This window comes from Hymenobacter volaticus (assembly GCF_022921055.1).
Classification (GTDB): Bacteria; Bacteroidota; Bacteroidia; order Cytophagales; family Hymenobacteraceae; genus Hymenobacter; species Hymenobacter volaticus.
Genome location: NZ_CP095061.1, coordinates 1,581,531 through 1,603,600, shown reverse-complemented (window position 1 = coordinate 1,603,600; position 22,070 = coordinate 1,581,531). Strand labels below are relative to the sequence as shown.

The 22,070-nt window shown below is 54.7% G+C and carries 18 protein-coding genes and 1 pseudogene; 13 read left to right on the top strand and 6 right to left on the bottom strand.

Annotation, left to right across the window (positions count from 1 at the left end; translation table 11 throughout):
• The first annotated feature begins 170 nt into the window (after nucleotides 1-170).
• The 9 genes from MUN86_RS06955 to MUN86_RS06915 all read left to right on the top strand — a co-directional run bounded on the left by MUN86_RS06955 (nucleotide 171) and on the right by MUN86_RS06915 (nucleotide 9,647).
• On the top strand, nucleotides 171-731 hold the full coding sequence (locus MUN86_RS06955; RefSeq protein WP_245123390.1) for a carboxypeptidase-like regulatory domain-containing protein: 561 nt from the start codon (nucleotides 171-173) through the stop codon (nucleotides 729-731).
• Nucleotides 725-3,085 carry an outer membrane beta-barrel family protein gene (locus MUN86_RS06950; protein ID WP_245123386.1) on the top strand — a complete coding sequence of 787 codons (2,361 nt, stop codon included), beginning with the start codon at nucleotides 725-727 and terminating at the stop codon, nucleotides 3,083-3,085. The genes MUN86_RS06955 and MUN86_RS06950 overlap by 7 nt, the downstream gene beginning before the upstream one ends.
• 116 nt (nucleotides 3,086-3,201) lie before the next feature.
• A complete protein-coding gene (locus MUN86_RS06945) occupies nucleotides 3,202-4,533 on the top strand; it encodes a CocE/NonD family hydrolase (protein WP_245123383.1) in 1,332 nt (443 codons plus the stop codon).
• A gap of 239 nt (nucleotides 4,534-4,772) precedes the next feature.
• Entirely contained in the window at nucleotides 4,773-5,693 is a 921-nt protein-coding gene (locus tag MUN86_RS06940; protein WP_245123380.1) for a T9SS type A sorting domain-containing protein, read from the top strand.
• Between the two features lie 237 nt (nucleotides 5,694-5,930).
• Entirely contained in the window at nucleotides 5,931-6,344 is a 414-nt protein-coding gene (locus tag MUN86_RS06935; protein ID WP_245123378.1) for a hypothetical protein, read from the top strand.
• A 163-nt stretch (nucleotides 6,345-6,507) separates the two neighbouring features.
• Nucleotides 6,508-7,215 carry a hypothetical protein gene (locus MUN86_RS06930; protein WP_245123375.1) on the top strand — a complete coding sequence of 236 codons (708 nt, stop codon included), beginning with the start codon at nucleotides 6,508-6,510 and terminating at the stop codon, nucleotides 7,213-7,215.
• Entirely contained in the window at nucleotides 7,149-7,736 is a 588-nt protein-coding gene (locus MUN86_RS06925; protein WP_245123372.1) for an FISUMP domain-containing protein, read from the top strand. The genes MUN86_RS06930 and MUN86_RS06925 overlap by 67 nt, the downstream gene beginning before the upstream one ends.
• A 236-nt stretch (nucleotides 7,737-7,972) precedes the next feature.
• Complete coding sequence (locus tag MUN86_RS06920; RefSeq protein WP_245123370.1) at nucleotides 7,973-8,587, top strand: DNA-3-methyladenine glycosylase I; 615 nt, start codon at nucleotides 7,973-7,975, stop codon at nucleotides 8,585-8,587.
• Nucleotides 8,588-8,666: 79 nt separating this feature from the next.
• Nucleotides 8,667-9,647: a Gfo/Idh/MocA family protein gene (locus MUN86_RS06915; protein ID WP_245123367.1), complete on the top strand. Its 981-nt coding sequence runs from the start codon at nucleotides 8,667-8,669 to the stop codon at nucleotides 9,645-9,647.
• A 512-nt stretch (nucleotides 9,648-10,159) separates the two neighbouring features.
• Here the strand turns inward: MUN86_RS06915 and MUN86_RS06910 are convergent.
• Nucleotides 10,160-12,502 (bottom strand): TIM-barrel domain-containing protein, encoded by a 2,343-nt coding sequence (locus MUN86_RS06910; RefSeq protein ID WP_245125650.1) that lies wholly within the window; start codon nucleotides 12,500-12,502, stop codon nucleotides 10,160-10,162.
• A 20-nt stretch (nucleotides 12,503-12,522) separates the two neighbouring features.
• The gene (locus tag MUN86_RS06905) at nucleotides 12,523-12,951 is read right to left on the bottom strand and encodes a DUF4968 domain-containing protein (RefSeq protein ID WP_245123364.1); all 429 of its coding nucleotides are present in this window, start codon (nucleotides 12,949-12,951) and stop codon (nucleotides 12,523-12,525) included.
• Nucleotides 12,952-13,670: 719 nt separating this feature from the next.
• Between MUN86_RS06905 and MUN86_RS06900 the strand changes: the two genes are divergently transcribed.
• The 3 genes from MUN86_RS06900 to MUN86_RS06890 all read left to right on the top strand — a co-directional run bounded on the left by MUN86_RS06900 (nucleotide 13,671) and on the right by MUN86_RS06890 (nucleotide 16,385).
• Nucleotides 13,671-14,699 (top strand): LacI family DNA-binding transcriptional regulator, encoded by a 1,029-nt coding sequence (locus MUN86_RS06900; RefSeq protein ID WP_245123361.1) that lies wholly within the window; start codon nucleotides 13,671-13,673, stop codon nucleotides 14,697-14,699.
• Nucleotides 14,700-15,081: 382 nt separating this feature from the next.
• The gene (locus tag MUN86_RS06895; protein WP_245123358.1) at nucleotides 15,082-15,576 is read left to right on the top strand and encodes a DUF937 domain-containing protein; all 495 of its coding nucleotides are present in this window, start codon (nucleotides 15,082-15,084) and stop codon (nucleotides 15,574-15,576) included.
• Nucleotides 15,573-16,385 (top strand): OmpA family protein, encoded by an 813-nt coding sequence (locus MUN86_RS06890; protein WP_245123355.1) that lies wholly within the window; start codon nucleotides 15,573-15,575, stop codon nucleotides 16,383-16,385. The genes MUN86_RS06895 and MUN86_RS06890 overlap by 4 nt, the downstream gene beginning before the upstream one ends.
• 60 nt (nucleotides 16,386-16,445) lie before the next feature.
• Here the strand turns inward: MUN86_RS06890 and MUN86_RS06885 are convergent, their stop codons facing one another.
• From MUN86_RS06885 to MUN86_RS06870, 4 genes are read right to left on the bottom strand one after another with little or no spacing between them, the layout of a single operon-like run.
• Nucleotides 16,446-17,867: a DUF294 nucleotidyltransferase-like domain-containing protein gene (locus MUN86_RS06885; RefSeq protein ID WP_245123352.1), complete on the bottom strand. Its 1,422-nt coding sequence runs from the start codon at nucleotides 17,865-17,867 to the stop codon at nucleotides 16,446-16,448.
• Entirely contained in the window at nucleotides 17,825-18,346 is a 522-nt protein-coding gene (locus MUN86_RS06880; protein WP_245123349.1) for a cyclic nucleotide-binding domain-containing protein, read from the bottom strand. Before MUN86_RS06880 ends, MUN86_RS06885 begins: the two co-directional genes overlap by 43 nt.
• Nucleotides 18,339-19,052, bottom strand: coding sequence for a 3'-5' exonuclease (locus MUN86_RS06875; RefSeq protein WP_245123347.1), 714 nt, complete (start codon nucleotides 19,050-19,052; stop codon nucleotides 18,339-18,341). Before MUN86_RS06875 ends, MUN86_RS06880 begins: the two co-directional genes overlap by 8 nt.
• Nucleotides 19,053-19,103: 51 nt before the next feature.
• Nucleotides 19,104-20,114, bottom strand: coding sequence for a LacI family DNA-binding transcriptional regulator (locus MUN86_RS06870; RefSeq protein ID WP_245123344.1), 1,011 nt, complete (start codon nucleotides 20,112-20,114; stop codon nucleotides 19,104-19,106).
• 837 nt (nucleotides 20,115-20,951) lie between these two features.
• Between MUN86_RS06870 and MUN86_RS06860 the strand changes: the two are divergent.
• A pseudogene (locus MUN86_RS06860) lies at nucleotides 20,952-21,952 on the top strand (arabinan endo-1,5-alpha-L-arabinosidase).
• Nucleotides 21,953-22,070 lie beyond the last annotated feature (118 nt).

Here is a 22,070-nt window from a genome sequence, read left to right as displayed (position 1 = left end):
GCGCTTTTCTCAGTTCATGCAGGAAGTGGTTTCCGGCCGTGGGAGTGCCCAATACTTTTACAACAGTCAGCAGCGAGAACAGTGAAAACGGCCTATCATAACGCAGGTGTGAGGCGCCGCCCGACTACTGTCTAAGTCTTCTTGGCAAACCCAACTACCAGCCAACTGCTATGAACCCTCTGCTACTTTCTCGCTTCTCATCGACCTCAGGCTGGAGCTTAACTTTGTTTTTGCTGGCGGCGGGCAGCGCAGTCCACGCCCAAAGCCACCCTAGTATTGTGGGCAACGTGCGCACCGCTGCGGGCGCACCCCTCGAATTTGCGACCATCACGCTGCACCGCGCTACCGACTCAACGGTAGTTGCAACCGAATTCAGCGACGACAAAGGCGCGTTTCGTTTGGCGCAGGCTACGGCCGGCCACTACTTGGTATCGGCGTCGCAGGTGGGGTTTGTGCGGCAGTGGAGCAAGCCGTTCGATGTAGCAACAGAGGCCGTGACGCTGCCGCCGCTTACACTACCCGCTAGCGGCGCTACGGCTCTGAAAGAGGTAACGGTGGTGGGCCAGCGCCCGATGTTCGAGCGCCTCGCCGACCGTACGGTAGTGAATGTGGAAGGCAGCACGCTGGCCGCCGGCAACAGCTCGCTCGACGTCCTCACCCGTTCGCCCGGCGTGACCGTGGACAGCAACAACAATTTGTCGTTGGGGGCAAGCAAGGCGTACTGGTGCTGATTGACGGCAAGCGCCAGCCCATGACAGGAACGGAACTGGCTGACTACCTGCGCGCCCTACCCGCCGAGCAGCTTAAAAACATCGAGCTGATTACCAACCCGCCCGCTAAGTACGAAGCGCAGGGCAGCGCGGGTATTATTGCTATCAACCTCAAGAAAGACCAGCGCCAAGGCACCAACGGCACCCTGAATGCCAGCTACGGCCGCAGCCAGTACGGAAAGTTCACGTCGGGGCTGACGCTGAATCATCGGCACAAAAACCTGAATCTGTTTGGCTCCTACGCCTATGCGGATCGGAATGGCGTGGAGAAGTTGAACATCAGCCGGCGCTTCTACCAGGGCCAAGAGCAAGAGCGAACGTTAACCGGCAGCATCTCCCAGGTCAGCACGCAGAACGTCAGCATCCGCTCGCACACTTGGAAAGCGGGTGCCGACTATAACCTGGGCGAAAGGACGGTGCTAGGCGCGGTGGTAAGCGGCCTCGACAACCAAGCCCCGCTGCGGGAAAGCAGCACCTACACTTCGCTGTTCGACGAAACTGGCAACCTTTCGGACTCTTACCGAGCTGTTTCAGTGCGCGGGTTCAACTCGCCCAACGTGGCGGCCAACCTCAACTTCAAGCACACCTTCGCGCCGGATTCAAGCGGCAGCCGCGAGCTGACGACCGATGCCGACTACGCCCGCTACACCTCGCGCCGGCCGCAGGATCTAACCACGTACTTCAAGCTGTCGGGCCGGCCGACGGTGTTGCTGAGCGGTGACCAACGCGGCGACCTAACCATTCAATCGGCGAAAGTTGACTACACGCACCCTGTCTCGAAAACGGGTCGCATAGAAGCTGGGGCCAAAGCCAGCCGCGTGCATTCCGACAACGACGCGCAATTCATGGAAACAACCAACGGCGAAACCACCGTGGATTTAAGTCGCACCAACCGCTTCAAGTACGACGAGAATATCACGGCGGCGTATCTGAGCTTCAACCAGACGGTGGGCAAACTGAACGTGCAGGCTGGCCTGCGGGGCGAGCATACCGCCGCAGTTGGCCGCCAAACCATCGGTAACCAAGATTTCGAGCGCAACTATTTCCAACTGTTTCCTAGCGCGGGTCTCAAGCACACCTTGAATGACCGGCACGAGGTATCGTTGTCGGTGAGCCGGCGCGTCGACCGGCCTTCCTATGGGCAGCTCAACCCGTTCCGCGTCATCATCGACCCCACCACTTCGGGGGCCGGCAACCCGGAACTGCGCCCGCAAACCAGCTACAATTTCGAGCTAGGGCACACCTACAAGCAGAAATTCAGCGCCAGCCTGAGCTACAGCACCACCGATCAGCCAATTATCCATGTGGTGCAGCCCGAGTCGGATAGCACGGTGGTGGCGCGACCGGTGAACCTGGGTCGGCAGCAGCACGTGGGCATCACGCTCACGGCCCCGCTGGAGCTAGCTAAGTGGTGGACTATGCACAACACGGGCGTGTTTTACTACAACCAGTTTGTGGGCAGCATTGCTGGTACGTCACTTAATGCCGGGAGGAGCAGCTTCAACTTCACCAGCAATAGCAACTTCACGTTAAGTGAAACCTGGAGCGCCGAACTCAATGCCCGCTACCAAGCCAAGGACCGTTACGGCTTCTTTATGGTACGGCCCTACGGACTGCTGACTCTGGGCATCCAGAAGTCGGTGTGGGAGCGCAAAGGCAGTATCAAGCTGGCCGTGGCCGACCTGCTCTACACCCGCAAAATACGCGCTAACTCCACTTACGACAACTATACTGAGCGCGTCTACCAGCGCAACGACTCACGAGTAGCAACGCTCTCGTTTAGTTACCGCTTCGGCAACGACAAAGTAGCGCCCACCCGCCGCCGCGCAGGCGGGCAGAAGAGGAAAAGAACCGCGCCGGGCAGTAGGCACAGCACCTTACGCGCCACCAACTCAATTAAAGCAAAGCCCGCACCGCGCCTCGCTCCTGCTGGTACTGCTATCTGCTGCCCAGACTATCAGAAAGCTTCTCTTTATCACTTGATTTCTAACCTCTTAAGCAAGTTGAACCATGAAAACGACTGCTGTTATTCGCTTGGGTGCCGCGCTTTTTCTGCTCTCCTGTTCGACCTTGGCATCGGCGCAAAACCAGCCAACGGTGTCTGTGCGGGAGGGCTACTGGAACCTTGTATCCAACCTTTCGTGCCCCAAACAAGCTACCGTGCGCTTCTACAACGGTCAGCACCAACTTCTGCACGAAAAGCAGGTAGTCGGAAAGCGCTTTGTGTTGAAACGAAACCTCATCAGGCCCCGCACGATGAGCGAGCTGAACGTGGCCCTGCAGCAAGTGCTACGCGAGCCTCAACTAGCGGCTGACGCTACTGTGCCAGCAAAGTAGCTTGATCTGAACTACTGCACCTTGCCGCCCGCATAGCCCTTGGGCGGTACTAGCCAGGGCTAGTTATTCGCACAACCACTTCCTCTTTTTCATCATGAAATACGCTGTTGCCTTTCTGTTTTTACTGACTGTTATTGCTCGTTTCGGTTCGGCGCAGGAGTTGCCCCGGCGCACGTATGTGGGTATCAATTTGCAGGGCATCAATGACAGTTTGCAGCGGCGATATGAGCTACCCAACAAGAACGGCATCTTCGTGCGGGGCGTGCGCGAACAGTCATCGGCACGGGCGGCGGGTTTGCTGGCCAACGACATTATTGTGCAGGTAGACAAGACCGAGCTTGGACCGGAAGTGAGCCAGTTCGTGGGGCTGCTCAAGCAATACCGTCTCGGCGACAAGAGCACATTCACGGTGCTGCGCAACGGCAAAAAAATTCGCAAGCAGGTTACGTTCAAGCCTTTCCCGACGGAAAGCAGCCCGTGGTATGAGGCGCAATATTCGGCGGTGCAAGCCAGCGGCAACCAACTGCGCACCATCATCACGCGGCCCAAAGGCAGCAAGCAGCAGAAGGTGCCGATGGTGCTGTTTATTCAGGGCGTAGGCTGCTTTTCGGTGGATAATCCGCTAGCCCAAGGCGACGTCACGAACCGCATTATCGACTCGCTTTCCCGGCACGGCTACGCTACCATGCGGGTTGACAAAACCGGTATGGGCGATAGCAAAGGCACCCCGTGCCTGGAATCGAACTTTCAGATGGAAGCCAGCGGCTACAAGGCAGGTTTGGCGGCTATCAAACAGCTGCCATTCGTGGACCAGCAGAACATTTTCATTGCCGGGTTCAGCATTGGGGGCATCATGGCGCCGGTAGTGGCAGAGGGCGAGCCAGTGAAAGGCGTGGTGGTGTACGGCACGGCCAGCCGCAGCTTCATCGAGTACGCGCTGCAAAACAAGCGCAACCAAAGCCAACTCCAGCAGCTGCCCTACGACTCCATCAACAGCCTGATGAAAACCTATACCGCAGCGCTACACTTGCTGCTTACTGAGAAGCAAACGCCCACGCAGGTGCTGGCTCGCTACCCCAATGCCGCGCGGTTAATTTCGTTTCCGCAACACTACTCCTACATTCAGCAGTGGCAGGACGTGAATTTGGCCGCGGCCTGGAAGAAGCTTAACACCCACGTACTGGCCTTGCGTGGCGAGGCCGACTACATTTCCTACAGCGAAGATCACCAACTCATTGCCGACGTCGTGAACCAGCAGCACCCAGGGTGGGCCACGTTTCAGCTCCTGCCGAACGTAGATCATGGGTTCACGAAAGTGAAAACTCAGCTAGAGAGCATAAAGCTTGCTGATGCTCCCAATCCAGAGCGCAACTTCGAATTCATGACGGTGATTCTGCACTGGCTGGATAGCCAACGGCAGGTGTAAAGTGCCACTCGTCGGCCTTAGGAGAGTACCAACAACGCCTCGACAGACACGCTAGCCTTAGGGCTATTCCAACCACATGATTGACAAAGCGAAGCGCGGCAATTCCGCGGCTGAAGGGCCCTTTATGCCCTTGCTTGTTCGGTTCTCAGCACTTGTTATACGCACCATCTGTGCTTGCTAAAACTGCGCCATTGCGCTGCTAGGGCTGCTTTCCTTGTTCACTCTTTCTCTTACTTCTTATGAAAAAAACTTTGTACAAACTTGCTGTAGCCGTGCTTAGCCTGTGTGCCACTGGTAAGGCTTCGGCCCAGGCTGTACCTAATGGCAATCTTGAAAACTGGGAGCAGCGCAACGGATCCGAGCGGCCCGTCAATTGGTCTACCACCGACGACCTACTCGACGCCATTGGGGTACCGGTAATTTCCAACGCCGTAAGCAAAACTTCCGATAAGCAAAGCGGCACCTTCGCCGTGAAGCTGGAAAACAAAGCCCTGTTTGGAGGACTGGCAACAGGAGGTTTTCTGGCGTTGGGCACTTTGCCCGATCTAGAATCTGAGGAGTTCTTGGGTGTGCCTTTCACGAGTCGCCCCACCCATCTGCAGTTTCACTACAAGCAAACCGGCACCAACATTGCCGACGATTCGGCCCGCGTGGTGGTAGCACTGACCCGATATGTCAACGGGCATCGGGAGGTGGTAGGCGGAACAGAATCGTTGCTTAGAAGCGCGCCAAGCTCTTATACTTTGATGAGCTTACCCTTACGCTACCTGTCTACAGCAACTCCCGACTCGGTGTTCCTGCTTTTCGATTCGGCGACGGCTGAAAGCTTTACGCTTGGCAATGCCCTCTACCTCGACAACATTGCTTTTACTGGCACAGTGGCCGCTACTCGCAACGAGTCGCTGGCCAAGGATGTGCAAGTGTATCCTAACCCAAGTGCCACGGGTCTTTTCACGCTAACTGCTACGGGGCGCGAGGCCGAACTCGTTGGCACGACGCTCACCGTAACCGATGCTCAAGGCCGCACCGTGTTGCGCCAAGCCTATTCGCGCACCAACCCGCCTCGCACCATAGACCTGCAAAGCCAACCGGCAGGCTTGTACCTCCTGCACCTCGATACGCCCAAAGGTGTGGTAGTACAGCGGTTGATTAAGTCGTAGTGCGTCACTCTGGGCTCGTATGTACCTGCCACGTAGTTGAATCCCGTCGGGCTAGCGCCTGAACTTTCAGCGCACACCAGAAGCCCGCTTACAAGCATCCCTCTTCACATACCTGACGACGGGGTCCGCGGCGCAGCAGTAGTTCCACTTCCTTTTCCTGATCCTATAAAAGCGGCTTGCGGGCCGCTTAGGGAATCCTTTGTCTCATTTTTTCAATCCTTTTACCCTTCCGTACCTATGAAAACTTTTAAAAAACTGATCTACTCCATTGCCACTGCTACGGTACTAGCTGGCTCTCTTTCCAGCTGTGCCACTCTGTTTGGGGGCCGCGTAACGGCTTATCAGAAAACCCCACCAGCCCCTGGTCAGCCTTCCCGTGAAATCCGGGTGGGGGCTCTCGTTGCCGATGTGCTGCTGTTCTGGCCGAGCCTCGCCGTCGATTTCGCTACAGGAGCTATTTATAAACCCGCACCGCGCGTGCTGGCTCCTACTGCCACGGTGCCTTATGCGGCGCCAGCGGCGCCTACTGCTACTGCTCCAGTGGCGCCGGTAGCGCCAACAGCAAGCGCGCCAGTTGCGCCCGTCGCCCCAACTGCCACCGCGGCTCCGTCAGCACCAGTTGCTCCGGGCGGCAAAGCAAAACGCCACTAAAGCCCTTAGAGCCGGAAATGCTGACTCGCCAGAGGACTGCTTAAGTGTAGGTCTAGGCAGTACGGTTGTGTCTTCCAAACAGCCCACCACCCTTGTCCAGCGCCAGCCAACAGCTTTTCGGCATTCATCTTTTCACTAAAATACCTCTATTGCCTTCCTTTCCATGCTACTCCGTCTCAAAAACTCGCTGTTGCTGCTCGCAACCTGCACTTCCTTGCTCGGCGCCTGCCGCGAAGACGACCCCGAACCCACCACGACCACGCCGCCTCCCAACGAAGAGGAGCCAATAATAAAAGATACCCCCACGACCTCTATTCCTGAAGAAATGGCCGGCACGTGGTTTGCCGACAACAACGATGGTCCGTTGACTGCCAATTGGGATGCGGGCACCTTCCAGGGCGAACAGGGCTTCAAGGAATTCCGCACGATGGTGTTCACCAACGACGGCAAGAGCGCCGTGGAATACACCACCGAAGTAATGAACTCCGCAGATGAAGTCAAGCGCTACTTCTACAGAGTTGTGGGCAGCTTGGAATACAAAACCAATCCTCGTTCGTTGCGCTTCCACGCCCAATCCGGCAAGATGCGGGTGTTCAGCAACAAGTATTCGGGTTACAAAGAGTCGCCTATCCGGGTGGAAGATCTACGCTCCTACTTCAGCGTGTTAGTTGACCCACAGGCCACTACGTTTGCTTCGGCCACCAATTACCTCGAAGCAAAGCGCACGGACGGCGGCAATCAGTACTCGGTGAAGTACCGCAAAGTAGGCACTACCACGCCCGGCAATGGCACTCCCCCGGCGGCTTGTACACCACGCCTCCCACGTCGGGCACGCACGTCAAGATTGGCAGCCTCTACTATCCCACCGTAACCATCGGCGACCAGGAGTGGATGTCGGTGAACTACGCCGGGCCTGGTGGCATGACGAATGGCTCGAAACCGCACTACGGTACGTTTATGAAGTTTGCCGACCTACCCAGTATTCAAGTGCCAACTGGCTGGCGGATTCCAACCAAACAAGACTACATCAAGCTGATTAAGTCCCAAGGCATTGCATTCGACCCTTATCTGGAAAGCACTGACGGCGAAGACCTGCAGTCTAAGCGCCTGCTGGGCCAGTTGATGGCCACTACGGGCTGGCTCAAGCAAGATGGCTATGCCAACAACAAGTCGGGCTTCAATGCAGTACCCGGAAATTTGCTGGTACTCGATGGTAACCCGCACGGCGAAGGATCGAACTGCCTGCTGTGGACCTCGGAAAAAGACGAGCGAGACAATCCGGTTGCCTTCAAACTCATTCAGCTGCCGAGTGATACCTACGCCCGATTTGGCACTTATCAAGTCGGCTATTTCCCGCCTCACCTCCCGGTTCGGTTTGTGAAAGATAAATAGGCCGATACGGTAGGCTAGGTAGAAAGGCCTTTTTCTGTAACTAACCTTGAGCCTGGCACTACTGCAAAGCCCGCAGCGGAGCCAGGCTCAAGTGTGTTAGACCACTACCCAACTAGTAGAATGCTACTCCTAAAACGCGGCATACGCTTTCTTAGCGCCACTGAAATAGCGCGCGGGTAACCACAGACGCGGCAGTAGCCGTAGCAGAACTACTGCTTAGTCTGTCCCCGTTTGCTATGATACTGCCCAACCTCCCACCTACTCCTCCCGACGGGCGTTGCCCCTGGGCCGACCACAACGACCTGCTGCGCGATTTCCATGACCACGAGTGGGGTGAACCCGTAGCCGAAGCCGGCATTCTGTTTGAATACCTCGTGCTACACACATTTCAGTTGGGCTTTGATTTTCCGGTGGTGCTGAAGCGACGCGAAGGATTTCGGGAATTACTGGCCAACTTCGATCCGGAGCGGCTGGCTCGTTTCGGCGAAGACGACATAGCCGAACTGCTGCTAAACCCGCGCATTCTGCGCAACCGGCGCAAGCTAGAAGCCACCGTGCTCAACGCGCAAGCGTGGCTGCGCCTGCGCCAGCAAGTAGGTGGCGACGATGAACTACTTGCTTTCTTCTACCAGTACGTAGGCGGCCAGACCCTCGACAATCAACGAAGCGCCACCGACCCCATCCCGCTTTCCACGCCCCAGAGTGAAGCCATGAGCAAAGACCTCAAGAAGCGCGGCTTTGTGATGACCGGTCCCGTGACCTGCTACAACATTTTGCAGACGGCTGGCCTTGTCAACGACCATCTGCTCAGCTGTCCGCGGCACGCCGAGTGCGCCGCGCTGGCAGCATAGCACCCTGCGCTGAGCTACATCGTTGCTACAAATTCAGAGCCGCTACCTTTAGCCTCATCTGCTACCTGATCCTGATCGTATGCGCACATTCAACTGGGCCATCCTGGGCCCGGGCCACATCGCCCACAAGTTCGCCGAAAGCTTAGCCTTGTTGCCCAACGCGCGGCTACATGCCGTGGCCTCCCGAAGCGCCGCTAAGGCCCAAGAGTTTGCCGCCAAATTTGGGGCGCCCCACGCCGTGGGCAGCTACGAAGAATTGCTAGCGGTACCCGACATCGACGCGGTTTACGTTGCCACGCCGCATTCCGAGCACCACGCCCACACACTGCTTTGCCTACGGGGCGGCCTGCCAGTACTATGCGAAAAAGCTTTTGCCCTCAACGCCCGCCAAAGCCAAGAAATGATTAGCACGGCGCGGGAAAAAGGCGTTTTTCTGATGGAAGCCTTCTGGACGCGCTTTTTCCCGGCCATCAACAAGGCCCTGGAGTTGGTAGCGACTGGCACCATCGGGGAAGTGAAGCACTTGGCCGCTGACTTCGGTTTTGTGGCATCCTATCAGCCCGAAGCCCGCCTCTTCAACCCTGCCTTGGCCGGAGGCTCCCTGTTAGATATTGGTGTCTATCCGCTTTTCATTAGCAAGCTCTTCTTAGGTGAACCTCAGGACATAAAAGCCGTGTCCGTGCCCGCCGGCACCGGCGTCGACCTGACCTGTGCCATGGTCTTATCGTATGCCAGCGGCGCAACGGCCAGCTTGTTTTCCACCTTAGCCGCCCAGACCGACAATCAGTGCATCATCTACGGCTCCAAGGGGCAGCTGCATCTTACTGGTCGGTTTCACGCGGCCAATGGTATCACCCTGCACCTAACGGGCCAAGAGCCTGAGGTAATTCCCTGCGAAAAGCAAGGCTACGGCTACCATTATGAAGCTCAGCACGTGCAAGAGTGCCTCGAACAAGGTCTTACTGAAAGCCCCCTGTTGCCGCTGCAATTCAGCCAAGAACTGATGCAGCTACTAGATACCATCCGGCAGCAAATCGGTCTCCGCTATCCAGGTGAATAGGCCGTAAAACATAAGAAGCAGCCTAAAACTAGGCGGTTATCTGAGTTTCAAGTTTGAAGATAGCAGACCAGAGAGTTAACAGCTAGTCTCGCTTCAGCTGAAGGCGCTAGAGTGGTTGACCCACATCAGAACAATCAACACAACATGACCTCAATGCTTCACCTAGCGTCCGCTTGCCAAAGAATCTTGCGTGCTGAAGTTGACAACCCAACCAGAACATCATGCTGAGCTTGTCGAAGCATCTCGCTAGTGTGGTAAACCCGATTAGGGCCACAACATCAGCACGCGAGATGCTTCGACTCCGCTCAGCATGACACGTAATTTAGCAGTGGCAGCACATACAGTGCTTGCTGGACAGTGCTCAGCATGACGTTCTGAGACAACGCCACCTCCAACCCCAACAGCTGAGACGGAAGCAAACCTTACCACTAGTTCAAAGAATGCATACAAAAAGGGTCCTACTAAGCTAGCAGGACCCTTTTTGTATGCAGTAATCAATCAAGAATGAGACGTTAGTCCATCTTGACGGTGACGGCGCTTCCTGAATACGTGACGGTTTTAACGGGGGCGGCCGTGAAGTCGATGGGGGTTGGCTTGTCTTTGGTTACCCACACCACATTGAAAGTCCGCTCGGTTTGCATGCCTGGGAAAGTGCCTTTCCGCTCGCCAATGGTCAAGGTCTTGGTTTTCTCGTCGTATGAGGTGGGGATAGTGGCAAACGAGCCTTTCTCGTAGTTGTAGTTCACGCCTTCATCCTCATACAACGAGAAGCTGGCGTCTTTGCCAGTATACACATACAGCGTAACCGGCTCGGTGGGCTTCTCGGAGGTGTGCTGAATTTCCGGGCCGAAAGGCACAATCGAGCCTTCTTTCACATAAAGCGGCATGCGCTCCAGGGGCGCCTCCTCCGTGATTTGCTGGCCGCCGGGCACGTACTTCCCACTGTAGAAGTTAAACCAGCCGGTGGTTGCCGGCAGATACAGCTTCTGCGACCGAGCCTGGTACTCGGTTACGGGTGCTACCAGCAAGCTCGGCCCAAACATAAACTCTTCGCCGATACTCTTGACGGCCGGGTCCGCGCTGAAGTCCATTACCAAGCCCCGCATGATGGTGGAGTTTTGGTGGTGCGTCTGCCCGGCCAGCGAATAGATGTAGGGCATTAGGCGGTAACGCAGCTTGTTGTAGTACAACATGCTTTGGTAGGCCGGGTGCGTTTCGGGGGCAATGTTGTAAATCTCGCGGAACGGAAACTGGCCGTGCGCCCGGAATAGTGGGCAAAACGCGCCGTACTGGTACCAACGCGCGTTGAGTTCCCGCCATTCTTCTAAGTCTTTGTCATTCGGCTTTTCGTAGCGTCGCTCCACCGCGAAGCCCCCAATATCAGAGGTCCAGTACGGTATACCAGAAAGCGAGAAGTTCAGGCCAGCCGAAATCTGGTTTTTGAAGTCTTCCCATCGTGAACCAATATCGCCACTCCAAATAGCCGCCGCGTACCGCTGCGAGCCCGCGTAGGCCGAGCGCGTCAGCAAGAACACCCGCTGGTCAGGAGCCGTTTTGCGCTGCCCTTCGTAGATGCCTTTCGCATTTTGCAGTGGGTAGCCGTTGAAATACTCGGTGCCCGAACCCGCGTACGTGGGGGTCATCAGGCGCTTGCGGGTGTCCTCATTGGTATTCGAGTAGATGTCGGGCTCAGAGGCGTCCATCCACCAGGCATCAATCCCTTTGTTGAAAAGCTTGGAGCTGAGCAAGTTCCAGAACTCGTCGCGGGCTTTGGGGTTGAAGGCGTCGTAGAACGTAGAGGTATAGCCTGGCGCAATCCAGTCCTTGGTGCGGTTAGCAATGTTGCGTTTGTAGAGGTAGCCTTTGCCATTGAAGTCGGTGTAGGTGGGGATGCCCTCGTACACCTTCGGCCATACCGAAATCATGAAGTGCAAGTTCTGCTCGTGCAATTTGCTAATCATGCCCTCGGGGTTGGCGAAGCGAGTCGGATCGAACTCCTGGCTGCCCCACTCGGCCGGCTTCCAGTACGACCAATCCAATACGATATTATCAATCGGGATTTGGCGCTTACGGAACTCGGCAGCCGTGTTCAGAATCTCGTTTTGCGTCTTGTACCGCTCCCGGCTCTGCCAAAATCCCATGGCCCACTTCGGCATGATGGGCGCCGGGCCCGTGATTCGGCGGTAGCCGCTCACTACTTCGTCTAGGTTGCTGCCTTGCACAAAGTAGTAGTTGATGTCGCGGCCGGCCTCCGATTTGAAGCCGTACTCGTGCTGGCTTTGGCCTTCGAGCGGGCTCAAGCATTTCAAACCCAAGTATGACTCGCCCCCATCCGGGTCCCACTCCAGCCTGATCGGGTACTTTTTGCCTTTCTCCATGTTGATGGCCACCACGGCTGTGCCTGGGTTCCAGGCCTGGCGCCACTTGCTTACCTGAAGTTTGCCATCAATGTAGAGCTTCGCGTAGCCCGCATTTTTGAGCAGGAAGTGGTGCAGCCCGGTTTCATTGGAAGCAATAGCGCCTTCCCAAGTGGCCATGGTCTCGCCTAGTTTCACCTCGGCCGGAAAGTTCTTCATGTCCTCTAGGTATTCATAAGGCAAAGAAGACTCGGGGCGCTGCGCTACCACTTCGCTCGGCTTGTTTTTCTTTACGTAGGTGGCCGTTAGCCAGCCTTCCGTACCATCTTTGGCGTAGAGTTTTAGGGTGTAGAGTGGCTGATAGTCGCGGGTGTCGCCGACGTTGGTAATAGAGTAGTTATCCCATAGAATGCCGTAGTTTTTATTGGAAACGAGGAAAGGCACCGCCACGTCGGTGTTGTTGTGGGCGAGTCGCACCTGCTGGCCTTTGTAGTTCATCACCCCGTTCTGGTGCTGGCCTAGGCCATAAATCCCCTCGTCGGCGGGGAGTCGAACACTTGCTCAATCTCGTACAGCTTTTCGCCTTCTACCACCACTGGCTTAAACAGCTTGCCGCCGTTTTTGCGCTCCTGCAGAATAACGCGGCCCTTGGCATCAGTAAACACGATTTCGCCAGTCGGCAGCGAAACGGTGGCGTTCAGTGCACTCGTGCTTACTATCCCCTGCCCCTTCTTCTGCTTGAACTGCCATTTCGGCGCCGCTCCGGTAGGCGCAACGGCCATCAGGCTCTGTTTAGTCGATACCGAATCCAAGGGGCTAGCCTGCACATGGATGATGTTGTCGGTCACCACCCGCAGACGGATGGTGCGCACTGCATTGTCGTTGGGTTTGGAAAGAGTTATAAGCACCCCATCCTGTAATTGCTTGACACTTGGCTTTTGAGCCATTGCTACCCCTACAGGCAACAAAAAGACGAGACTGAGAAGGGGGAGCCTATAGGTATTGCGCTGTTTGAACATAAAATGCAAACGATTGCCGGTTAAGAGTTACACAAGGTGCTACATGCTGCCGCAGCACTAGTATTTTGGATGAATAGCAAGAAATAGGCGCTGTTTTAGCCACCTATGAAATAGCGTCGGAAGTTTCAAAAACAACCAACAGCACTAACTCACCTATTTTTTAAACCAGTTGTTTGTGCCCCCTCTATTAAGAAGAAGTACTACAAAGGCGCGTAATAATACACATTAGCCGCATACCCATAAGCTTTTCACAGAATCGTTTTAGCCGTCTTTGGCATGAGCTTGTGCAAAAGGAATGCACGGCCAAAACCTAGAAAGTCATTGTTTCTGCCAGCACTCGAATCACTGCGGTTGCCTCTATTCTTTTCGGCTCTATCGGAAGCTGAACTAGGCTCAGGCTCGTAATCGAGCAACGGCAGACAAGCACGAAGCTCGGCAAGTAGGTAATCAATTCCGGCAGGCTTTTATTTACTTTGGCATATTTAGGTAGCTTGATGCAGCCTTCAACAGGTTACGGCTATCCATATCTGAATATTGAGTGAGTTGGGCTGGCAGACGCAGCGCTTGGGCAGGCAAGCTGCGCTGCGTCTGCCAGCCCCAACCATTACTATAGATAAAGCAGCCCTGGTATTCAAACCGCTACTACATTGGCTAACAAGCAGGCTTCCATTACGACCATTGCGACGCACCTAGGCCTAGCTGTATCAACGGTTTCGCGGGCTCTAAGCGACCATGCCAATATTCGGGAGGATACCAAGGAGCGGGTTCGGCAGATGGCTATCAAGCTCAACTACCAGCCCAACCACTTGGCGGCGGGCCTGCGCAAAGGGCATAGTGGCATTCTGGGCGTGGTAGTACCTCATATCAGCGGTTACTTCTTTCCCACTGTCATGCACGGCATCGAGAAGATGGCCTCGAAGGCTGGCTTCCACGTTATGCTTTGCCAATCCAACGAGGACGTAAAACAAGAGCGTGCCAACTTGAAAATGCTGATGAATGCGCAAGTTGAGGGCATCCTGATTTCGATGTCGAGTACCACCCACGACTACCAGCATTTCGAGAAGGTGCAAAACAAGGGTATCCCGTTGGTTTTTTTCGACCGTATGCCCGACTTGCCCACCACTAATGCCGTCGTGCTCGACGACCACCAAGGCGCTTTCGGGGTGGTGAAGCATCTGGTAGAGCAAGGCTGTAAGCGCATTGCCTTTTTCTCGGGCCCTCAGCACCTAAACATCAACAAAAACCGTTTCGAAGGCTACGTTGATGCTCTCGAATCCTTTGGCTTGCTCCTCGACCCCGAGTTGGTTTTTCAGTTGCCCAACTTAAGTAAGGCGGCGGGCGCCGAAGGCATGAACCAGTTCCTGCAACTCGACTCACCCCCCGACGCCGTATTCTCGTCGTACGACATGCCAGCGGTGGGCGCACTGGAAGTTCTGCAGGAGCGTAACATCCGGGTACCGCAGGACATTGCCCTTTCTGGCTTTAGCAATGAGCCTTTCACTACGTTGATTTCACCTCGCCTAACTTCGGTGGAGCAGCGAGGCGAACTAATGGGAGAAGCCGCCGTGCGTCTGTTTCTGCAAATGCACAAGCGTACTGACAATTACTCACCTCAACGTATCATGCTCAAGCCCCAAATCGAGGTTCGTGGCTCATCGTTGCGCAACCTGCTGTAACACCAAACATTACCCCACCCGCTTTTGCCCATTTGACTGCCAGATCAACATGCTGGCTGGTTGTGTTGTGTGGCAGCGTAAAGTTTGCTGACCTAGCTCGAAATGACTTCTTAATGGTTTTAAAGCCGACTTTATACCATTCGGCTTACAGTGAAGAAATGTGGGGTTGACGTGGTGACCCTTGCTTGGGATCTGGGCAGTTGCGAGTACTAGTTGTCTATTTATTATGGAGCACTTCCCTTAGGTTATGTATTTAACAACCAGCATATTATATTCATAAACGGCGCGGCTTCAATCTGCCTGGCGCTAAGTGCCGTAGGTAGAAGTTAATGTTAATCCGATATTTAATTGGATTTTCCTGTTCCAACACGTCCCCTATCCTATGATAACAAGCGAAAATTTAGCGGAAGATGTCAAACGCTTCATCCTGCGCAACAACCTCATTAATGTAAACGGGGTTGGGGTCGAGCAGGAAATAAGCACAAAGCTGGCTTTACCGCGAGTTATCACTTTGGTAATGAACAACCTGGCTGAGCTAAGCGAACAAACGGGCGGCCAGCAAGCTGTGTATAATATGGCCAATGAGGCCAGCCAGCTAGACGTATTAAATGTAGAGAATGCCCAGCCAGAATTAGCCCTAATGCCCGAGCGCGGAGCAGAATTGGTTAAGTCCGTGCAGAAGGATCGGTATTTCGGCACGATAAACAGCGTAGTATCCACCACTGGTATTCAGCAGAACACGGTTGTTGACCTAATCAACTTGGTAGTTCCTGTGACACTCGGGATGCTAGGCAAACAAGTGGCCGCCAACCAATGGGGACCCGATGACTTAGCGCAGTCCTTGCAAACCTTGTCGCGCGAGATGCCGCCCCGGTGACCACTCAACCGGCGCTGCTTCCGGTGCAAGAGCAATGGCTGCCCACCCTAACCCACGAAACTACCCCCAAGCCTCGACCGGTATCTACTGTTTCTACTACCAACAAATGGCTGATTGCGGCCCTAGTAGTGGCTACAGCTGAACTCGGCTACATCATAGGCAGCGAAACCAAGAAAGCAAGCACCTACACGGCCACTGTCAGCTCCACCAATGAAAGCTACGCCACTTCTACCTCAAACGTGGGCAACAAAGGCGTGTGGGACCCCAACAATCCAGCGGCTCTCACGGCCAACGGCCAGTTCGACCGGTCGGGTGGCGGATATGTGTATGGCGATGCCGGGGTGCCGGCTGTGCTAAAGCTCAAGGACGGGTTACAGCAAATAATCGGGGCTAATTCCACCGAAAACAAGCTCTACCAATTTCTTGTCGACCCCACCATTGAAGTCGACAAGGAAAGCCCCACGAAAGGCTGGATTGGCTTCGACCGAATCTATTTCGAGTCCAGCAAGGCCGTGCTTACCAACGAATCGATGTGGCAGTTGTCGAACGTGGCCAGCATTCTGAAGACGTTCCCCAACGCCAAAGTGCGTGTGGGCGGCTACACCGACAATTCCGGCAACCCTAGCTTCAACTTGAAGCTCAGCCGCGAACGGGCGGAATCGGCCCGGGCGACGCTCATCAAGTTTGGGGTTGATCCGAAAAGCATAGAGGCCGTGGGTTACGGTTCCCTTGACAATATTGCCAGCAACGAAACCCCGGATGGCCGCTCTCTAAACCGGCGCGTCAGCATCCGCGTCATCGACAAGTAGCTATATAAAAGGCTCGTCCCACGCAATGTGGGACGAGCCTTTTACTTTAAGTTGATGTTTTTACAGCGTCTTGGTGAAGGCAACCTTGATGCGTAGTTGGAAGTCGGCTATCACCTTGAAAATCTCCTTGAGAGTGACTTGTTCTACCTGCGTCAGGACTTTGGGGTCGAGGTAGTTGGTGGGCGGAATCCGGTCGTTGATGAGCTGGCGGGCTTGCTTTTTCAAGCGCATGCCCATGAGGTAATAATACGCCTGGAACAATTCCTGGTACTCTTTCTCGGTGAATACGCCTCGCTCACGCAGCTCTTGCAGCCGCTCGCCAGTGTTGGTTTTGAAAATTTGGTGTTTGAGAGCATACACCCGCACCAAATCTACGATAGGCGTCATCGTTTTCTTTAAGTCAAACACCTGCTGAGTGCCCTGCGTGAAGGTGCGGAAATTGCGGAAAAACGTCAGGGGTGGCTCGTATTGCAGCGCATTGTTGGCCATGTAGTAGAAGAACCGCTCGACTGGCCCTTGCAGTACTTCGCCCATAAACGCCTGCAATTCCTCCATGATGGCCGCCTCGCCGTAGAGGTAGCGGCAGTCGAAAAACGTCGAGAATTTCATAACTGTCTCGGCATTCGACTCGCTCATCCAACTGTTATAATTGCGTTTCCAGTGCGACAAGGAGTGCGTCCACTTGTGGTTTTTGGCCATGAAGCCACCGGTGCAAAAGCTTAAGCCAATGTGGTTGAGCTGATCGGAAACGGCTTCGGCGAAGCGCAGAAAATAGGCCCGTACCAGTTCGCGCTGTTCATTGGCTTTGTCTTCGTAGATGATGGCGTTGTCTTGGTCGGTGAGCAGGGTTTGCTCTTTCCGGCCTTCGCTGCCTAGCACCATAAACACAAACTTGGCCGGCGCGGGTCCGTGCTCGGCAAGCACGCCCTCAATCACTTTCAGCGCAATGGTATCGGCCACGGTGGTAATCACCTGGTTCACAATTTCGGGCTTCACGCCCCGGCTCAGCAGCTGATTGACAATTTCGGGCACCGTTTCCCAGCGCCGCTTCAATTCCTGCATGCTCTGCGCCGACTTCACCGCCTGAATGAACATGAACGGTGACTGCGCCAAGTCGCTCAGCAGCTTGTTGCGGCTCAGAAACCCAATGTAGTGGCCGCCTTTCTCGACCAGCAGGTACCGGGTTTTGGTTTGGAACATCAACAGAATGGCCTCATATACATAGGCTTCGTTGTTGATGGAGACTATGGGCGTATCCACCACTTCGGACACCGGGTGGGTGGCATCAAGCTGCCGCGCTATCACGTTGTCGCGCAGGGTAATGTCGGTGAGGTAGCCGATGATTTCGCCTTGACTGTCGGTCACGAAGGCACAGCTGACTTTGGCGGCGGCCATTTGCTGCGCGGCCTGATAAATAGGCGTATCGTGCGGCACGGCCACTATTTCGCGCACCTCCTGCGTCTCGATTTTGCGCGAGTACATCTGGTCGGCCGCAATAAAGTTTTCTTCCCGCCCGATGTGGGTTTCACGAAATGGGCGTACTCCTCGTTGAGCATCCGCTCGCCGTAGAGCGCCGTGAAGAAGTGGAAGAAAGCCGGATAAGCCAGGCACAGCGCCCGAAAGTCGCGGCGGGGCAGCGCGTAGACGACGGTGCCCTTTTGGGCTATTACCGTCCGAATCGAGCGTTTTTTGTTGAGCAAGATAGACTGTCCGCCGTAGCAGGCACCGGCACGCAAGGTTTCGGGCAAGCGCTTGTTTTGCTCACTGTCGTAGAAGAAGGCTTCGTACGCCCCAGCCACGATGATGTCGAGGCTGCGCAGCTTCGACGAGTCTTGCTGATAAATCAGGGTTTCCTTGGTGTAGCGTACTTCTTGCAGCAAGCCCACCACCCCAAGCAGCACATCCTCGGGCAGCAGGTTGAAAGGGGTTACCGTTTTTAAAAATTCTAAGCGGTTATCCATAGAGCCAAAAGAACAGCAGTGAAAGTACCCCGGCTACCAGCAAAAACAAGAGCCACAACGACCGGTACCGCTCAAACATACCCGCTTCGGCGGAAGGCACCGAGAGTTGAGGCTGCGCAGAAATGGTTTCGTCGCTGAGGTCGCCGAGCCGGCGCAGCTCGAAAAAGCAGCGGGCCGTGGCCTGCGCATCAATTAGCGCATCGTGTTGCCGGACCATGGGCTCCTTGAATAGATACTCGTGCAACTCGCCTAGGCGCAGAAAACTGCGCTCTTGGGCTTGTGCCTGCCGCTGGCTGGTTTGCATGGTGCACAGGGTGGGCAGTTCGGCCAGTAAGTTGGGCAGGCCCGTCCGGTAGAACTCCACCCCTATCATATGAAAATCAAGGCGCATGTAGTGGCCTACCACCAACGGGCAATAGGTGCGCAAATCATTGAAAAAGCGCTGCATTATCGTCGGACAAGCTTCGCCGTGCTGCTCCAGGAAAGTTGGGGTAAGGCCATGAATTGCCGTGGCCGATGGCCGCATTCGGCCGGCCGGCACACGGATGTAGTGGTTTTCGGTTTTGACCAGCTCGCCCTCCAACGTATACACCACCCAAGCCAGCTGTGCAATACTAGGCCAGTTACGCTCCACCGAATACGGTTTGGTCCAACCCGAAGGCAGGCCAGTGGTTTCCGTATCTACAAACAGCAAAAATTGTTGCACCCGCTTTGGTTAATAAATCAATTTCGTATTCCAACCGCACTTACACCACACCTACTCTTTGTTTTGGTGCAACGAAGAGTCCCGAATAAACAGCTCCGGTTGCAGCACCACTTGCCGATGCGAAAACGGGCTGCCTTTAGCTTCTACTAGTTCCAGAAACAGCCGAACGGCCGCCTGTCCCATTTCCTCACAACGCTGATCCACAGAAGTTAGCATAGGCTCGGTGATGGCCGTAAAGGCTTCGTTGCTGAACCCGGCCAGGGCCACATCCTGCGGCACCCGGATACCCCGCTGCTTGAGCAGTTGCAAAGCCCCGAGCAACGAGGAGTCGCCGGCAGAAAACACGGCATCGGGCGGGTTTGGCAGTTCCAGCAAACGCTGCATGCCGGCCATGCCTTCCTCCAGCGTCATGTCACAGTACACAATTAGTTCTTCGTCGTGAGGCAGCCCGTAGAGTTGCAGCGCATCGAGGTAGCCCTGCCGACGGTTTTTGTAGATGTTCAGATGTTGCAAACCAGCAAAGTGCGCCACGCGCTTACAACCCTGTTGTAGCAGGTGTTTCGTCGACTGAAAGCCACCATCCCGGTCGTTGAGCACCACGGCATTCACATTGTCGCCTTCCATGGTGCGGTCGAAAAACACCAGCGGAATACCCCGCTTGCGAACTTTGTCGAAATGCTTGAAGTCCAGCGTAGTGCGCGAAAGCGACACCATAATACCTGCTACCTGCGCGCTCAGCAGCGTTTCGATATTCTTGCGCTCGTGCGCTACATCTTCATTGGATTGGCAAATAATAACGCTGTAGCCGGCTTTGCTAGCGGCACTTTCGATGCCGTGCACCACCGACGGGAAAAAGCGGCCCTCGATGTAGGGCACAATTACGCCTAGCAATTTGCTTTTTCCCTTGCGAAGCGCTGCTGCTAAGTGATTAGGTTGATAATTGAGCTTCTTGGCTAGCTTAATCACCTTTTGCTTGGTGGCCGGTCCGATGCTGTGGTGGTCGCTAAGAGCACGCGAAATAGTGGTCATAGATACCCCCAACTCGCGCGCCAGATCGGACATAGACACCGGACTGCTTTGTACGCTTGCCAGGTCATTAATCTTTTTACCGCGTGGGGCCATATTATTTCACTGTATAATTACTTTGCGTAAAGCTACTGCGCTTTTAGAGACGGTGTGCAAGCTTTTTTAATACATTCTGCGGCCTTTTACTGCCTTGTCTGTACCCCTGAGGCTGCAGCATCACTGTTTAGCCCTTGTGGTAGAGTAGCACCACTACGCAAAAAGACAATTTTCAAACACGCGCTCTTCAGTGTCTGGGATTTGCTTCTAGCTCGTTGAGCTAGTCAACGACTACTTAGAGTCTGCTATTCGTCCTAACGACGGAAGGCTAGACATAGCATACCATACCCCAAAAAGCAAGACTGATAGACCCGCAACTGTTATCCACTAACAAGCAGCCATTTTGCGGGAGCGTAGGAAAAGCAGTTGAAAAGCCAATCCAAATTAAGCTGAGGAATGCTTAGTAAGTATAGGGAAATGCCACCAATTAAGCACAAACGATTGTGTTTATAGTTTAAAGTGTACCACGCTTTTCAGTAGTATCGATTGCTAGCCAGTCAATTAGCTTATGAAAGGACAATATCAAAAGGCCATCATACACGAATAAACTCAGTTCTCTTATCCAATAGATAAGCTAGCAAGACTAGTTTTCAGCATTGTAGGTGCTTTGTAAAGAACAAGCTACAGAAGTTAACTGCGCAAGAAGGTCATCCGCGCGCTGCGCCTGATTATCAGATAGTAGCGTAGTAAACGATTGGTATATCTGAACATCCCTTTGGACAAGTTGCCACACCTATCCTGAATTTAAGTATCTATGCACAAATTACACAATCGTTAATGTTGTCCTTCCCACCCATGAAATTCCTACTCTACTTAATGTTCCTGCTTGTTGGGTTTGCTGCGCAAGCACAGCAAACCCAAACTCCGCTTATCTCCGCTCACGATCCGGTAATGATCCGGCAAAACGGCACCTACTACATGTTCTGCACTGGCCGAGGTATTGCCATGTGGTCATCGAAAGACATGAAGACGTGGAAGCAGGAAAAACCGGTGTTCGATACGCCGCCGGAGTGGGCAGTGAAGGCCATACCGAGTTTCAAAGGCCACATTTGGGCCCCGACATTTCGTTTCACAACGGGGTGTATTACTTGTTCTACTCGGTTTCGGCGTTCGGCAAAAACACGTCTTGCATCGGACTCGCTACCAACAAGACGCTTGACCCCGCCTCGCCCGATTATAAGTGGGTCGACAAAGGCAAGGTCATTCAGTCGGTGCCGGGGCGCGACATGTGGAACGCCATTGACCCCAACTTGGTCCGCGACGAAGCGGGTACGCCTTGGATGGTGTTCGGCTCCTTTTGGGATGGTATGAAGCTCGTACAGCTCCGCCCCGACCTCACTGCGCCGGCCCAGCCCGAGCGCTGGCGCACTGTGGCCGCCCGCCCCCGCGACCAAAAGCTCACCGATTCGCTGCCCGGCGATGCCGCCATTGAGGGTCCTTTCGTTTTCAAAAAGAACGGCTACTATTATCTTTTCGTGTCGTTTGACTACTGCTGCCGCGGCCCCCAAAGCACCTATAAGATGATGGTAGGCCGCTCGAAAAGCGTCACCGGCCCTTATATCGACAAGGCAGGCACCGGTTTGGAGCAAGGCGGCGGCACGTTGGTACTAGAAGGCGATAAAAACTGGTTCGGCGTGGGCCACAATTCCGCCTACACTTTCGACAACACCGATTACCTTGTTTTCCACGGTTACGACGGCGCTGATAAAGGCCGCCCCAAGCTCCGAATCGAGAAAATGACGTGGGACGCGCAGGGCTGGCCGGTGGTAAAACCCTAAAAAATCAAGTTATTTTTCCACTGAATCGATTCCGGTCGGCAGGATAAATTAGGAAATACTCTTCTTTGCATAATGGAATATAGGTCGCCGAAAAAGCGCTTCGCAACGGATATTCCTG